The 14,466-nt window shown below is 56.4% G+C and carries 10 protein-coding genes; all 10 read right to left on the minus strand.

The features are described from left to right. Positions 1-5 precede the first annotated feature (5 nt). Entirely contained in the window at positions 6-245 is a 240-nt protein-coding gene (locus K8I01_05485) for a hypothetical protein (protein ID MBZ0219864.1), read from the minus strand. A gap of 17 nt (positions 246-262) precedes the next feature. Next, positions 263-883 carry a transcriptional repressor LexA gene (lexA, locus tag K8I01_05490; GenBank protein MBZ0219865.1) on the minus strand — a complete coding sequence of 207 codons (621 nt, stop codon included), beginning with the start codon at positions 881-883 and terminating at the stop codon, positions 263-265. Positions 884-1,011: 128 nt separating this feature from the next. Then, positions 1,012-2,499 (minus strand): nitronate monooxygenase, encoded by a 1,488-nt coding sequence (locus K8I01_05495; GenBank protein MBZ0219866.1) that lies wholly within the window; start codon positions 2,497-2,499, stop codon positions 1,012-1,014. Between the two features lie 217 nt (positions 2,500-2,716). After that, complete coding sequence (gene mtgA / locus K8I01_05500) at positions 2,717-3,562, minus strand: monofunctional biosynthetic peptidoglycan transglycosylase (protein MBZ0219867.1); 846 nt, start codon at positions 3,560-3,562, stop codon at positions 2,717-2,719. A gap of 114 nt (positions 3,563-3,676) precedes the next feature. Next, positions 3,677-4,891, minus strand: a complete 1,215-nt coding sequence (locus K8I01_05505; GenBank protein MBZ0219868.1) for a cofactor-independent phosphoglycerate mutase — start codon at positions 4,889-4,891, stop codon at positions 3,677-3,679. A gap of 192 nt (positions 4,892-5,083) precedes the next feature. Continuing rightward, positions 5,084-6,154 carry a threonine synthase gene (gene thrC / locus K8I01_05510; protein ID MBZ0219869.1) on the minus strand — a complete coding sequence of 357 codons (1,071 nt, stop codon included), beginning with the start codon at positions 6,152-6,154 and terminating at the stop codon, positions 5,084-5,086. Further along, positions 6,141-7,511, minus strand: a complete 1,371-nt coding sequence (locus tag K8I01_05515; GenBank protein MBZ0219870.1) for a homoserine dehydrogenase — start codon at positions 7,509-7,511, stop codon at positions 6,141-6,143. The genes thrC and K8I01_05515 overlap by 14 nt, the downstream gene beginning before the upstream one ends. Beyond that, the gene (gene alaC / locus K8I01_05520; GenBank protein ID MBZ0219871.1) at positions 7,508-8,698 is read right to left on the minus strand and encodes an alanine transaminase; all 1,191 of its coding nucleotides are present in this window, start codon (positions 8,696-8,698) and stop codon (positions 7,508-7,510) included. Before alaC ends, K8I01_05515 begins: the two co-directional genes overlap by 4 nt. A 38-nt stretch (positions 8,699-8,736) precedes the next feature. After that, on the minus strand, positions 8,737-9,618 hold the full coding sequence (gene lipA / locus K8I01_05525) for a lipoyl synthase (protein ID MBZ0219872.1): 882 nt from the start codon (positions 9,616-9,618) through the stop codon (positions 8,737-8,739). Positions 9,619-9,806: 188 nt separating this feature from the next. Continuing rightward, on the minus strand, positions 9,807-14,114 hold the full coding sequence (locus K8I01_05530; GenBank protein MBZ0219873.1) for an SBBP repeat-containing protein: 4,308 nt from the start codon (positions 14,112-14,114) through the stop codon (positions 9,807-9,809). Between the last annotated feature and the right edge of the window lie 352 nt (positions 14,115-14,466).

The following is a 14,466-nucleotide window of genomic DNA, read 5'->3' on the forward strand; positions in this document are numbered from 1 at the left end:
AAGCCTCAAGAGCCGACCTCCTCGATCGACCAGCCGAGGCTTGAAGAGTTATAGGCGAGCTCGAAGAGTGTAGCGCCGTCCGATACCGAGAAGTGCAGAATGCGCGCGCTCCCCTCCCTTGACGCCCAGGTATAGGTTATCTCCTTTACGCCGTATACCCTTCCCCGCCATTTGAACTTCACCGGCCTTACCCCCCTGTCGAAGACAGCCACGACCTTTATCGCGTCCCTTATCTTTGTTGCCATATGGTTCCCTGCTTCGCTTACTTTTCAAGCAGCCTTATCACTGATATCACCTTGCCTATAACGGCGAAATCGCTACCCTCTTTGACTACGATGGGTTCCATTGCGGGGTTCTCCGGCTTCAAGACGACCGTGCCGCCGGTTTTTACGAGCCTCTTTACAGTTGCCTCGCCGTCTACGAGGGCCACGATTATATCTCCGTCCGAGGCATCGGGCTGGGGCCTTACGACCACGAGGTCGCCCTCGGAGATGCCCGCTTCAATCATGCTCTCGCCTTCGACCCTTAAAAGGAACGCGTCCCTGCACTTGAAGAAATGCTCATCGTGCACCACATGGCCCAGTATGTCCTCGACCGCCTCTTCCGGGGCGCCTGCCCTCACCCTTCCGGCTATGGGCAGGGAGATGCCGCCGCGCCGCGTCCGATCGGGGCCGAGAAGGGAGATCGCGCGGGAGGCCGAGGCCTCCCTTTTCAGGAACCCCTTCCTCTCAAGGGCCGCAAGGTGTTTTGCGGCGTTCTTCGGCCCCCTTATCCCGAACCTGGCGCATATGTCCCTCAGGGAAGGCGGGTAGCCCGCCTCCCCTATGAACTCGCTGAGGAAATCGAGTATCTCTTTCTGCCGTGATGTGAGTTGGCTGCCCATAGGTTAGGGTTACATTTGTTACCCTAAGAATAATCCGGGAGCCTTGGAATGTCAAGGGAAGAATATGGAAAGAATGACCATGAACAAAAAGCCCTAAGCACCTGAAAACATGGGCTTTTTACGGAAAGTCAGCGGCAATTGGAGCTTGCGGCAAGACACTCCTCTCCAAGTATTGAGTCAAGCACGTCCTTTGCGGAATACGAGGGCTTGCCGACCTTTTCAAGGACCTCCTTTACGAGGGAGAAGTCCTTGCCGGCCGTCACAAGCGGTTTCTCGACATACCCTGAGGCCCTCCTCTGCGGGAGGCCGATATTGGCCATAAGCCCGTTACAGAGGCACTTACAGCCTTCGGTATCCTCTATTCTCCCGCCCTTACGGACGTACTCATGGACCGGCTCAGCCGGGCAGCGATAGCCCAGGGAGCCGTCGTCCTTCTTATAGACGTGCCTGAGGTATCCGAGGTCGCAGACCCTTTCCCTTGCCTCGAAGACGTCCTCCTCGGAGTGCGAGCCTGAAAGGGCTGCCACCTTGAACGGAAAGCCGGTCGGAGATGCCTTGGGGTCGGTAAAGACGCGGACCTTGCCCGTGGATACGGCCGAGAGCACTTCACCACGGATCTCGTCGGTGAGGCCGGACTCCGCCGAGAATGCGAACGGGGTTCCGGCCTGGATGCCGCTTGCGCCGAGCGAGAGGGCCTCCTTGAGCCTCAGTGAGCCGCCGTACGCGCCAGCGAGCCAGAAAGGCACACCGAGGGCTTTTATGCTGTCGAGGTCGACATCGTCCTTGGGGCCGTAGACCGGCTCTCCGCTCTCGTCAAGCCTCAATGCGCCCCTGGGAAGCGCGTTGTGTCCGCCTGCCGAGGCCCCCTCGATAACGAGCCCGTCCACCCGGCCCGTGCCCTTCTTAACGAGGGTCTGGGCCAGCACTGTAGAGGCGATTATCGCGAAGAAAGCGGGACGCTTCAATGCGGGGAGCCCGGCCCCTTCGGCGAACTCCCGCGGACTGAACGTTATCCTGAAGTCATCGTCCTTGTCAGCGCCGAGCACGTTGAGCTTAAGGGAGGCGTCCCTGTTCGCCGCGAAGCTGTCGAGGATGCCGGGTATCTCCCTGGGGATGCCCGCGCCTACCATGACATAATCCACCCCGGCAAGCATGGCCCCGTATATAGAGGCGAGCTGCGGAAGCTGTATCTTCTCGAGGTAATTTATCCCGACCCTGCCGGCGTGCCCCTCCTTCGCAAGATAGACCTCGACGAAGTTGGCGATAACTATAAGCTCCTGGTGGGCCCTGGAGAGTTCCGCCGAGCACATGGGCACGGGCTTGAAGGGCTCGTCATCCTTCTTGCCGCCGGGTACGAAATACCTTTCAAGGACGCGAGCCGCCATGGCCGGGAAAGGGAATTGCCTGAGGGCGCGGAGCATATGGCCGCCAGGGTCTCCTGTCTGCAGCCTCCTGGCGAGTATCATGTCAAGGGCTGTGCCGGAGACTACCCCGAGCTGGCCCGCTTTTGAGACCGCCTTGGCAAGGGTCCAGGAGGATACTCCGGCGCCCATGCCTCCCTGTATTACGAGCGGACTGAAAAGGGCAGCTCCCTCTTTTAATTCGTGTATCTTCATAGTGTATTGTCCTAATTTGCTTGTGAAATGTGGCCTGCTTGGTTTACAACCTTTGCCGGGGTATTTCAGGGGAAATGGAGTCAGAGGGGATAAAGAGGGCGATTCCGCAAGCTGAGTCCAGACCTGAACCTTTTACCGCGCACATTCTAACCTATTTGCCTTATCATTTGCAAACAAACTATTTCAGGCGCCAGATGACTTTAAGAAAGCCCTTTTTTCACTCAATTACCTGAATGCCGTCGGGCCTGTCGATTGTCTGCTGCTCCGGCCCTGGTTCGGGTCCCGGCGCGGCCGGGGCAGTTGCTTCATTTTCAAACTCCGCATCAGGCGGCATTCCTGCAGATCCTTCCTCTACAGGAACGGTATCCGGCTCGACCGCCTCTTCCGCTGGCCCGGGAACAAGCTCCTCGAATTCCGGTACCACGAAGCCCCTTTTCACCATGATGTTGTATATGACATTGGCCCTTCTCTCCACGTAGCGCTGCGAACCGGAGGCGTTCAGCTTCCTCGGGTTCGGCAGCACGACCGCAAGACGGGCCGCCTCCATGGGGGTAAGCTCGGCGGCTGACTTTCCGAAGTGATGGCGGGAAGCGGCCTCCACCCCGAATATGCCCTCGCCCCACTCTGCCACGTTCAGATAGAGCTCGAGTATGCGCCGCTTCTTGAGCGCCCTTTCGAGCCTCCAGGTGATTATCGCCTCCCTAATCTTCCGTATTGGGGATTTCGTGGGCTTCAAAAAGAGGTTCTTCGCGAGCTGCTGGCTTATGGTCGAGCCCCCGGCCCTGAATCTGCGGGCCTTCAAGTCTTTTTCGAGCGCCTTCTGCATGGCCTCGAAATCAAAGCCCTCATGGCTCCAGAACTTGTCGTCTTCCGCTATTATTACCGCCTTCACCATGTGAGGGGATATTCGCGAATAAGACACCCATTTGTGGCGGACCCTTATCTTCTTGCCCCTGGCCTTCCACTCGGCCTCCCTGTGCTCCATCATTGCGGTCTTCTTCGGGTTCTCCTTCTCAAGGCGGGAAACATCCGGGAAGAAGGCCAGGTAGAGCATGGAGAGCATGGGTATCGATATCAGGACGGCGTAGAGCGCCTTTTTCACCGGATGCCCTCTTTCAGCGGATTATAAAAAAAGGCCCGCGCTCGCGCGGGCCTTTTTTTCTCGTATGCCTTTATTTCAGGAGAGCGCCTTTTTCTCGGCCCTTCCGTAAAAGTCCTGGGCGAGCGCGCCGCAGTCCTCTATTACGAGGCCCGTTGCCGCCGCGTTCTTTTCCGAGAACTTAACGGGGCTCCCCTCGTCGCCGTCCCTGAAAAGGACAAAGGGGACCGGGTCCGAGGTGTGGGTCTTAAGAGCTATCGGCGTCGGGTGGTCCGGAAGGACCATGACCGCGAAAGGGCCTAAGCGGCGCGCGCCCTCCATCACCGGGCCGACTATCTTCGAGTCGAAGTCCTCTATGGCCTGGAGCTTGTGCCCGAGGTTCCCGTTATGGCCTGCCTCGTCCGGCGCCTCGATATGCACGCAGATGAAATCCCTCGTCTCAAGCGCCTTCAAGGCCGCATCGGCCTTGCCTTTGTAATTCGTGTCGATATATCCGGTAGCGCCCTCAACCTTTATCACTTCGAGCCCGGCGTATATGCCTATGCCCTTCATGAGGTCAACTGCGGATATTATCGCGCCGTTCACGCCGAACCTCTCCTTTAACGTGGGCATGGCAGGCGCGCTCCCCTGCCCCCAGAGCCAGATCGATGTCGCGGGCTTCTTGCCTTCCGCGACCCTTTTGGCGTTTACCGGATGATTCTTAAGCACATCCTGCGATAGATTCATGAGATTAATGAGCTTCTCGGCCCCCTCGCCTTTCGGGAGATGGGGCCCTATGGCCTTGTCGGAGATGTCGTGGGGGGGCACGGTCTTAAGGTCCTTCGAACCGCCGCTCCAGACCATTAGGTGCCTGTAGCCGGTGCCCGGATAGAACCTCACGCCCTCGCGCGAAAGGGCGCTATCGAGGTCGAGCACCATATCCCTCGCCTCTTCGGTCGAGATGTGCCCGGCGCTGTAGTCGCCCATCACGGTCGAGCCGTCCTTTTCGATGAGGGTCACGAGGTTGCACCTGAACGCAATGTCCGAGGGGCCGAGCTTCACGCCAATGGAAGCGGCCTCAAGCGGCGCCCTGCCGGAGTAGTACTTCGCCGGGCTGTAGCCCAGGACGCTCAGGTTCGCGACGTCGCTCCCCGGCGAGAAGCCGCCGGGCACTGTCCTGAAGAGGCCGAACCTCCCCGCGCCTGCGAGCCTGTCCATGTTCGGGGTGTCAGCTGACTCGAGCGGGGTCTTTCCGCCGAGGCTTTCAATCGGGGCGTCGGCCATGCCGTCGCCTATGAGTATTATGTATTTCATTCAGTCAACCTCTTAAATTAGCTGCTTGCTGAAAAACTCCGTTTTATTCAGGCTGCTCAAAAAGCTCCAGATGCGAGGCCCCCGTTGGAATAGGGGGGCGAGGAATAGGCGTACTTTTCGTGTACGCCGGAGTGTCAAGCGACGAAGACAACGACGCAGATGGACTTTTTCAGCAGCCTGTTAGTCCTCTTTTCAGAAGCCCATCGCCTTAAGTATCTTCGCGGTCTCGGCAGCCACCTTAAGCGGCTTCTCCGAGGACTTGAGCGCGATGTCCGGGTCTTTCAAGCCGTGCCCGGTGAGCGTGCAGACGACAGTGTCGCCGTCATTCAGGACGCCTTCCTTCTTGAGCTTCAGCGCCCCCGCGAGGCTCGCCGCGGACGCGGGTTCGCAGAATATGCCTTCGCGCGAGGCGAGGAGCTTGTAGGCATCGAGTATCTCGGCATCGCTTACGGCCTCTATCACGCCGCCGCTCTCGTCCCTGGCCTTAACGGCCGAGTCCCAGCTTGCCGGGTTCCCTATCTTTATCGCCGTCGCGATGGTCTCGGGCTTCTCGACGGGGCGGCCCAGCACTATCGGGGACGCGCCCTCGGCCTGGAAGCCCATCATCTTCGGAAGGTTCGATATTATGCCTTCGTTATAGTACTGCTTGTAGCCCTTCCAGTAGGCCGTTATGTTCCCGGCGTTCCCGACCGGGAGAAAGTGATATGTAGGCGCGTACCCCAGATGCTCGCATACCTCGAAGGCGCCGGTCTTCTGCCCCTCTATCCTGAAGGGGTTTATTGAGTTTACCATCTTTACCGGGTAGCCCCCGGTTATCTCCTTCACTATCTCCAGCGCGTCATCGAAGCTCCCCTTTATCTGGAGCACGAGCGCCCCGTGCATGATGGCCTGCGAGAGTTTCCCCATGGCTATCGACCCGTCCGGCACGAGGACGAACGCCTTCATCCCGGCCTTCGAGGCATACGCGGCTGCCGAAGCCGAGGTGTTCCCGGTCGAGGCGCAGATTATGGCCTCGGCCCCCTCCTCCCTGGCCTTGGATACCGCCATTGTCATGCCGCGGTCCTTGAATGAGCCAGTGGGGTTGAGGCCCTCGTACTTAAGTAGTAGCCTCAGGTCCCCGAATATGTCCTTCAGGTTCACGCTCTCGACAAGAGGCGTATTTCCTTCAAGAAGCGTCGTTATCGAGCTGTCGCCGACCTCCGGAAGGAAGTCCCTGAACTCCCTTATTATGCCGCCCCAAAGGCCTTTCCTAGTTAGCTGCACCCAGGTTCTCCTCTATCCTTATGTAGACTATCTTGTCGTGTATTATGTCCATCTTGGATATTTCCGCGACCGCGGCGCGTAGCTCCCTCTCAAGGGCGTTATGCGTAAGCACAACGAGCGGGACCGCGCCGCCCACCTTCCTGTCCCTCTGTATGACAGAAGATATGCTTATATTGTGGCTTCCGAGGACGCCGGATATCTTTGAGAGGACTCCCGGTTTGTCCATTGCCAGAAAGCGTATGTAATAGGGCATCTCGACCGACTCGGTCTCGCGTATTGCAACGGGCCTCGCCTCCTCATCCGGGCACGAAAGCGGAGGGACGCGCCGGACGGCGCCGGTAGAGATGTTCCTCGCGATGTCCATGAGGTCCGCCACGACCGCGCTCGCGGTCGGCATCATGCCAGCGCCCATGCCGTATAGGAGGACCGACCCCACGGCGTTACCCTTGAGGTATATGCCGTTATAGGCGCCGTCGATTGTCGCGAGCGGGTGCTGGGCGGGTATCATCGTGGGATGCACCCTGGCTTCCACCTTGCCTTCCGCGGATTTCGTTATGGCCAGGAGCTTTATCCTGTAGCCGAACTCCTTTGCGAACTTTATATCGAGCTGGCTTATGCTCGTAATTCCCTCGGTATAGATGTCCTCGAGCCTTATATGCGTGCCGTAGGCTAAGTTAATGAGTATCGCGAGCTTGTGGGCGGTATCTATACCCTCGACGTCATAGGTGGGGTCCGCTTCGGCATAGCCCTTCTCCTGGGCCCTTCTCAAGACGTCCTCGAATTTCCCGCCCTCGTTCGTCATCTTGGAGAGGATGTAGTTCGCGGTGCCGTTTATTATGCCGTAGATGGACTCTACCCTGTTGGCGGCGAGCCCTTCGCGGAGCGCCTTTATGACCGGGATGCCGCCCCCGACACTCGCCTCGAAGCCGATGTCGACGCCCTTCTCGGCGGCCTTCCCGAATATCTCTTCCCCGTGGGTCGAAAGGAGGGCCTTATTGGCGGTCACGACGTGCTTGCCCCGCTCGAAGGCCTCGAGTATGAAATCCTTTGCTATCCCGGTGCCGCCGACAAGCTCTATGACGATTGAAATATCAGGGTCGTTTATTATATCCCTCGCGTCGGCTGTGAGGACCCCATCGGCGAGCCTGACTCCCCTGTCCCTCGTTAAGTCCCTGTCGGCCACCCTCTTAAGCACGAGCTCGCAGCCGAGCTTCGCGGCTATTATATCGGCGTTCTCCTTTAATACCCTGACGACGCCCGTGCCCACAGTGCCGAAACCTATGAGCCCGACGTTTATGCTTTTGGCCCTCGCCACGGAGGCTCCGGAAAGATTCTCTCTCGACGCGGTCTTCGTCATACGGCCTCTTTTGCCGAGCCCTCCAGGGCCTTCTTTATGCACTTGGCCGCCTGGCGTATCCTGTGCTCGTTCTCGACGAGCGCGAGCCTTACGTAATCGTCGCCGTACTCGCCGAAGCCAACACCAGGCGATACGGCCACCTTGGCCTTTTTCAGGAGGAACTTCGAGAACTCGAGGGACTTCATTGAGCTGAACGGCTCTGGTATCTTCGCCCAAACGAACATGCTGGCCTTGGGCTTCTCTATCTCCCAGCCGGCCTTCCCGAAGCTCTCTATAAGCGCGTTCCTCCTTGATTCGTAAGTGCTGCACATCTCGGTCACGCAGTCCTGCGGGCCGTTAAGGGCTATTATTCCGGCTATCTGTATGGGCTGGAACATCCCGTAATCGAGGTAGCTCTTTATTCTCGTGAGCGCCCCGACGAGCTTCCTGTTGCCGACCGCAAAACCCACCCTCCATCCTGGCATGTTGTAGCTCTTGGAGAGGGTGAAGAACTCCACTCCCACGTCCTTGGCGCCAGGCACCTCCAAAAAGCTCGGTGCCTTGTAGCCGTCGAAGACTATATCGGCGTAGGCCAGGTCGTGCACGACCAGGAGGTCGTTCTCCTTTGCGAAGTCCACGACCTTGACGAAGAACTCCCTTTCGACCACAAGGGTAGTGGGGTTGTGAGGGTAGTTTATTATGAGCATCTTCGGCTTGGGCCAGGTCTGCTTCACGGCCTTCTGGAGCTCGTCAAAGAAGTCCACTCCAGGGAGGAGCGGTATGCTCCTTAAGTCCCCGCCTGCGATGACGACCGAATAGGCGTGTATGGGGTATGTCGGGTTAGGGACGAAAACGACGTCTCCCGGGCCTATGACCGCGAGCGCAAGGTGGGCGATGCCCTCCTTGGAGCCGATGGTGGCGACCGCCTCGGTCTCGGGGTCGATCTCGACGTTATAGCGCCTCTTGTACCAGTCGGCTATGGCGAGCCTCAATTTGTATATGCCCCTCGAAGCCGAGTACCTGTGGTTTCTCGGGTTGTGGGCCGCCTCTATGAGCTTGTCGACTATGTGCCTGGGCGTGGGCTGGTCCGGGTTGCCCATCCCGAAGTCGATTATGTCCTCGCCTCTCTTACGGGCCTCTACCTTGAGCTCCGTCACGATGTTGAATACATATGGCGGAAGCCTTTTTATCCTGTGGAACTCTTCCATCTCCGGCGCACCTTTCGAACTTCTATCTGACAGGCTGATTATGGTTCTGCTTTTTTCTGCAATTGTTCAAAGCCTATTTCTCCCAGTAGCCTCTCCGCATTATAGGAGCTTCTCACGAACGGCCCGGAATAGACGTGTCTTATCCCTATGCTCTTTCCGAAATCCTCGTATTCCTTGAATTTTTCAGGCTCGATGTATTCCTCTACCTCGAGGCTATTCCTGGTCGGGCGGAGGTACTGCCCTATGGTGACCGCGTCGCACCCGGCGGATTTTAAATCCTTTAATAAGGCCCTTACTTCTTCCGGGGTCTCGCCCAGGCCGACCATGATGCCGGATTTCACCACTATTCCCGGGCGTTTCGCTTCCCGGAGCACCTTAAGGGAACGCTCGTACCCGGCCTCTGGCCTTACCTTCGGGTAAAGCGAGGGGACGGTCTCGAGGTTGTGATTGAAGATATCCGGGCGGGCTTCGAGGACCGTCTCAAGCGCCTCCATGTCCCCCTTGAAATCAGGGGTCAGGACCTCCACTAAAATGCCGGAAATGTTATCCTTAACAGCCTTGATTGTCAAGGCAAATTGCCCCGCTCCGCCGTCTTCGAGGTCGTCCCTGGTGACAGACGTTATCACCACGTGCTTAAGGCCGAGTTCCCTCGCGGTAAGGGCGATATTGGCCGGCTCATCCGGGTCCACCTGAACGGGCCTTGCGCCCTTATCGACCGAGCAGAATCCGCAGTGCCTGGTGCAGACGTCCCCCAGGATCATGAACGTTGCCGTCGGTTTTGTGAAGCATTCCCCGATATTAGGACACCTTGCCGACTCGCAGACCGTGTGGAGGTTCCTCTTCCGGAGTATGGATTTTACCTCGTGAAGCCTTGTGAGCGGGCCAATTGGCTTCTTTGTCCAGGGCGGAAGGCGTTTCATGCCTGTAGAATAACATGACGGCCCTTGTTCCGCAATGAGGAACGCCTGAGGCATGTCCTATGCCCTGATGAGGATCATCGTTTTTTGAATGGATTTGGCCGTATTTCCATGCTATTGCAAAAAGGGGTTCCAGCAATGCTGGAACCCCTTTTCAAAGAGGAAGCTCAGGCCTTTACGCCTAAATCATTCTATTTCAGACCGAAGCTTCCGTTGTACCGGCTGCCATCCGGCATTTCAACCGTGATGATATAACTACCAGTATTCAATGCCTTAGTGCTCAGATTGTATACCCATTCATAGTCTGAGTACCTGAAATTAGTGCCGTCGTCATTGGCCTGGCCGGAGTCAAGGTCGATGACCTCAGGGTCCGAAACGTCGCTTCCCCTTGAAAGGCTGACTATTCTCGGAGAAACGACCTCATTGGACGTTAGCGCATTCCCGTTGCAAGAGAGCTGTATTTTAAGCGGCAATGTGCTGCCCTTCTTAAACGCCTTATCCGGCGGCTGTATCGGCGTCCCTTCATTTGAAAGCGCCCCTAAGGGGGATGAGAAGCCCTGGATTTCGAGCAATATGGCGATATTGACGGCATCGGAGGCGGAATCGGCTTTTCCGTCGTTAACGACAAGGCTGACTGCCGATCTGCCTGCCGGAAGCGTGACAATCGGGCTAATGCCGGTTACAATTCCGCCGCCCTCCTGGAACGGGCCTGACCATGTATATGTCAGACCATCGCCGTCCGGATCATTGGAGCCGGACCCGTCAAGGGTCACTGTTGTCCCGCCTATCGAGCCGCAAGACATGTGTAGGTCAGCCCCTGCCTGGGCTATCGGAGCCCTGTTCCGGTCGAGCACCGTGATCCTGACGGTTTCGGAGGCAATTCCGCCCTTGCCGTCGTCGGCTTCAAAAAAGACGTCAAAATAGGCGTTTGCCGACTGGCTGCAAACATCATGCCCCGGTGTATAGCTTATCGCTCCGGATGACGCGTCGAGAACGGCCCCGGAAGGCAGTCCGGTAGCCCTGAACGTGACGACGTCACCGTCTGCATCCGATGCCGAGACTACGAAGTACAAGTGCTCTCCCTCATAAACTGTCCTGTCGCCCCCGGCATCCATCTGCGGCGGCCTGTTCAGCATGTAGGTTTCACTCATCACGCCGCTCTCGTTCCCTGCCAAATCAGCGGCAAAAAACTTGAGCACGGCGGAAGACGAGACGGTTATGGGCCCGGAGTAGGCTGCGGACCCTGTCGTGGGGATTGAGCCGTCGGTCGTGTAGTATATGGTTGAAGGCTCGTCCGCCGTAAGGGTTACGCTCTGGGCCGACGCATAAGACCCGCCCGTCGGGGAAGCTGAGACCGCCGGAGCCGTGGCGTCGAGAATTATCGTATCCGAGCCTTGGGCCGAGTTCCCCGCCCCGTCCATGTATTCCGCATATACCGTCTTCACCCCGTCTCCCGGGTCCAGAGTCCATGACCTTACTGTAGCGAAAGATTCCCAGGCCGACCAGGAAGAGCCGTCATTGCTGAAGCGCATCTGCGAGCAGCCGGAACCAGTGTCCACGCAAGAGAGCGCAAGTGTCGCTACCGTGCTATTGGTTGACGCCGCGCCGCCGTTTATCGAGACCGAGCCGGTCGGAGGCGTGGTGTCGCCGGGGTTTATGGTTATTGAGAGGGTCCTGGAAGATACAAAGGAGGTCGAGTCGGTCACGGCGACGGTGAAGCCATATATGCCGTCGACTGCTGGAATGCCCGAGACCGTGCCGCCGGATGAGAGCGTAAGTCCTGGGGGCAGGCCTCCGGAAGTGCTCCAGGCATACGGGGCAGTACCGCCAACCGCGGCGAGGGTCTCTCCGTACGCAACGCCTACGGTGCCGTCCGGCAGGGCCGATGTGGTTACGGCGAGGTCGCTGACCGCAGGACCGTTCAAGACGCCCGTGGAGGGAAGCCTTGCGGTATCGATCCCGTCGGAAGCCTCAAAAAAATAGTTGTGCAAACCAGCCGGAAGGGTCGTCGAATAGACGAACTGCTCGCCGTTAGTGTAGTCGCCGTCCTGGAGCGCCGCGGCAGCGCCGGCGTCAAGGGACATGGGATTGCAGGCCCCGTCAATGCATGCTCTTATGTATGTGGGCGCGTTATTATCGGCATCCGTGTAGACCGTTTTGTATTCGAAAACCGGGGAAGGCGCGCCGGTATCGGGTGCGATGCCGTCGCCATAGCCTGACTCCGAAGGATGTGAAAGGACAGGGCCCGTAAAGCTTATCTTCGCAACGAACGCATCCCAATACCCTGCGTTAGCCCCCGCCATGGCTGAAGACGTTGGAAAATCCGTAGATCCGGTAAACCCGGTGACATATGCATTCCCGTCCGAGTCAGTTTCAATGCCTCTAACGTAATCATTGGCGCTTCCACCAAGGACGCTCGACGACATGAGATTGCCCTCAGAATTGACCTTCGCAATGAATGCATCGGTAGCGCCTGCTATAATCACGCTAGGGCCCCCAAAGTACAAAGGAAATGTATCCATATCATCCATGTGAGTATCCATAGCAATATATGCATTTCCGTTTGAATCTACCGCGATACCGCGGCCGCCATCATTATAAGCCGTACCGAGCAATCTCGAATAGACAAGCGCGCCGGTGGAGCTTATTTTCGTAATGAACGCATCAGAACCTCCCGCAGTACCTGCCGCTGGCAACTCCTGCATGGCCGACGCGATTGGGAAATCAAAAGACCTTGTCTCTCCTGTAACATAAGCATTTCCATCAGAGTCGACTTTGATATCATAACCCTTATCGTAGCTATTCCCACCGAGATAGGTCGAATAAAGCAGGAGAGTGCCGGAGGGGTTGATTTTAGTGATAAACGCGTCCCACTGACCTCCGTGAGTCTCCTGTAAGGCGGAAGAAACAGGGAAGCCGGGTGAACCTGTAAATCCAGTAATATAGGCGCTCCCGGTTGAATCTACCGCAATACTGTGACCCAAACTTGAACCAGTACCTGATGTACCATACCCTGCGCCTATGGCGGTTGAATAAACAAGGGAGCCTGCAGAGCTTATTTTGGTAACAAAAAGATTGCAAGAATTTGACCAAGACCCTATTATCGAAAAAAAGAACGGGAAATCCGAACGAGAAGAGCATACAGTCCCGGTCACATAAGCATTGTCGGCCGAATCGACTGTTATGCCGTAACCCTCATCATCATCCGAGCCGCCAAGGTAAGTCGAATAAATAAGCGTTTCTCCGTTAGGGCTTATCTTCGTAACGAAAAAGTCAACGGCACCCTTTAGAGAGGACTGTATGGGCGAAACGACAGGGAAACCCAGAGAATTTGTATACCCGGTCACATAGGCGTTACCTGTTGAATCGACTGCAATGCCTCTACCTGCGTCATAGCTGCCTCCACCCAGATATGTCGAATAGACAAGCGCGCCGGAGGAGCTTAACTTTGTAACGAACGCATCACGATTAATGCCATAACCCCAAGGCGTAGCAGAGGAATCCGGAAAATTCGTGGAAATTGTATCTCCGGTAATATATACGCTTCCCTCTGAGTCGACGGCGATGTCGTAACCCCTGTCGTGACTACTTCCACCGAGATATGTCGAATAGACTATATAAGGGTCTATTACAAGTTCGCGCGACTTATCGTATGCGGCGACCTCGAAGCCGTAGGCACACCCGTCCTTGGCCGGGAGGACCTTGAAGCTGCCCTCTACCTCCACCCTGTTGCCGTCTATATCCTGATATATATAGGGCCTCTTCTGGTGGATAGCACCTCCCTGTAAAGCTATTTCGAGGTCACCGTCTTCTGTGACACTTAACCCTTTTACGCCCTCATACCTGAACCTGACCTGCTTTGGGTCTGCCCCGGGCTTTACTATTACATCGTATTCGAGTTTCGAGTTGTTCCCGTAATACCTGACGTCCACGCCCTTATATACTTCGCTGTAAAGGATACTCCCGTAAGTAGCTATCCCCGTCTTCCATTTGCTTTTATCATTCCCGACCAAGTAGTTGATCTTCCCAGTCTGCTCATCCTCGGCCGTGATTTTAGGGGCTCTATGGGCCCCAAGAAGGCTCAGCTTTATGGATTCGGTTTCGAACTCCTTCGAAATTATTTCAGGGCTGTTTTCATGTCTCCTTACATCGGGTCTTCTTTCCTCTTTTGCCCTCGTGAGGCTCAGATACACACCGTCGTTTGCGAAAAAGGTCGCGTGCCCGCTCCCCTTCTCGTAGAATTTTATCTTTTTAGGGACCTGGCCGTCGTTCTTTATGAAATAGAGGGGTATCTTTCCGTATGATTCCTGTACCCTTGCTATCTCCTCTGCCGGGGCTTCATTCCGGATTTGAGAGAAGCTCTTTGAGGCGCTCCGGCTTTCAATCCCGAGGAGGTCTGTTTTTCCATCAGCGGCCGGTGCCTCAGCAGCCGATGTCCAACCGCCTAAACTGATAAAGACCAGAAGCAGGGAAAATATCAGGCTCGACCTACCAATCATCTCTTTTCTCCTTGAGAATTATTTCACCTGTACTTGTTTCAGCAATTCATATCAGATTCCAGGTAACAGATTGGTAACGGATTATAAAAAAAATGAACTACCCTGGGCTGAAGCCCAAGATTTTTGTAAAATGCAAACAATAGCTCCTCCGTTTTGCAATGAAAGCGGCTCCGGTCCGGAACGGAAGCTCATCCCTGGCCTTAGAAAGGCCAGGATTTCTGGCTATGTTGATTAGAACCAGAAGCTGATCGGCTTTATTTGAAAACCGTGGAACTTTTTTGATGTGGATTCTTATTGATGGAGAGGGGGTAAAAGAATGGGAACGCAACTACGGGTATGGAAAGCCAACGTT

The organism is Deltaproteobacteria bacterium (assembly GCA_019912665.1).
Taxonomy (GTDB): domain Bacteria; phylum Desulfobacterota; class GWC2-55-46; order GWC2-55-46; family GWC2-55-46; genus UBA5799.

Coding starts and splice junctions, on each gene's coding strand:
- K8I01_05515 (MBZ0219870.1), bottom strand. CDS start 7,511: ATGACGAAGACCGCGTCGAGAGAGAATCTTTCCGGAGCCTCCGTGGCG.
- K8I01_05485 (MBZ0219864.1), bottom strand. CDS start 245: ATGGCAACAAAGATAAGGGACGCGATAAAGGTCGTGGCTGTCTTCGAC.
- lipA (MBZ0219872.1), bottom strand. CDS start 9,618: ATGAAACGCCTTCCGCCCTGGACAAAGAAGCCAATTGGCCCGCTCACA.
- mtgA (MBZ0219867.1), bottom strand. CDS start 3,562: ATGCTCTCCATGCTCTACCTGGCCTTCTTCCCGGATGTTTCCCGCCTT.
- K8I01_05495 (MBZ0219866.1), bottom strand. CDS start 2,499: ATGAAGATACACGAATTAAAAGAGGGAGCTGCCCTTTTCAGTCCGCTC.
- K8I01_05505 (MBZ0219868.1), bottom strand. CDS start 4,891: ATGAAATACATAATACTCATAGGCGACGGCATGGCCGACGCCCCGATT.
- K8I01_05530 (MBZ0219873.1), bottom strand. CDS start 14,114: ATGATTGGTAGGTCGAGCCTGATATTTTCCCTGCTTCTGGTCTTTATC.
- lexA (MBZ0219865.1), bottom strand. CDS start 883: ATGGGCAGCCAACTCACATCACGGCAGAAAGAGATACTCGATTTCCTC.
- alaC (MBZ0219871.1), bottom strand. CDS start 8,698: ATGGAAGAGTTCCACAGGATAAAAAGGCTTCCGCCATATGTATTCAAC.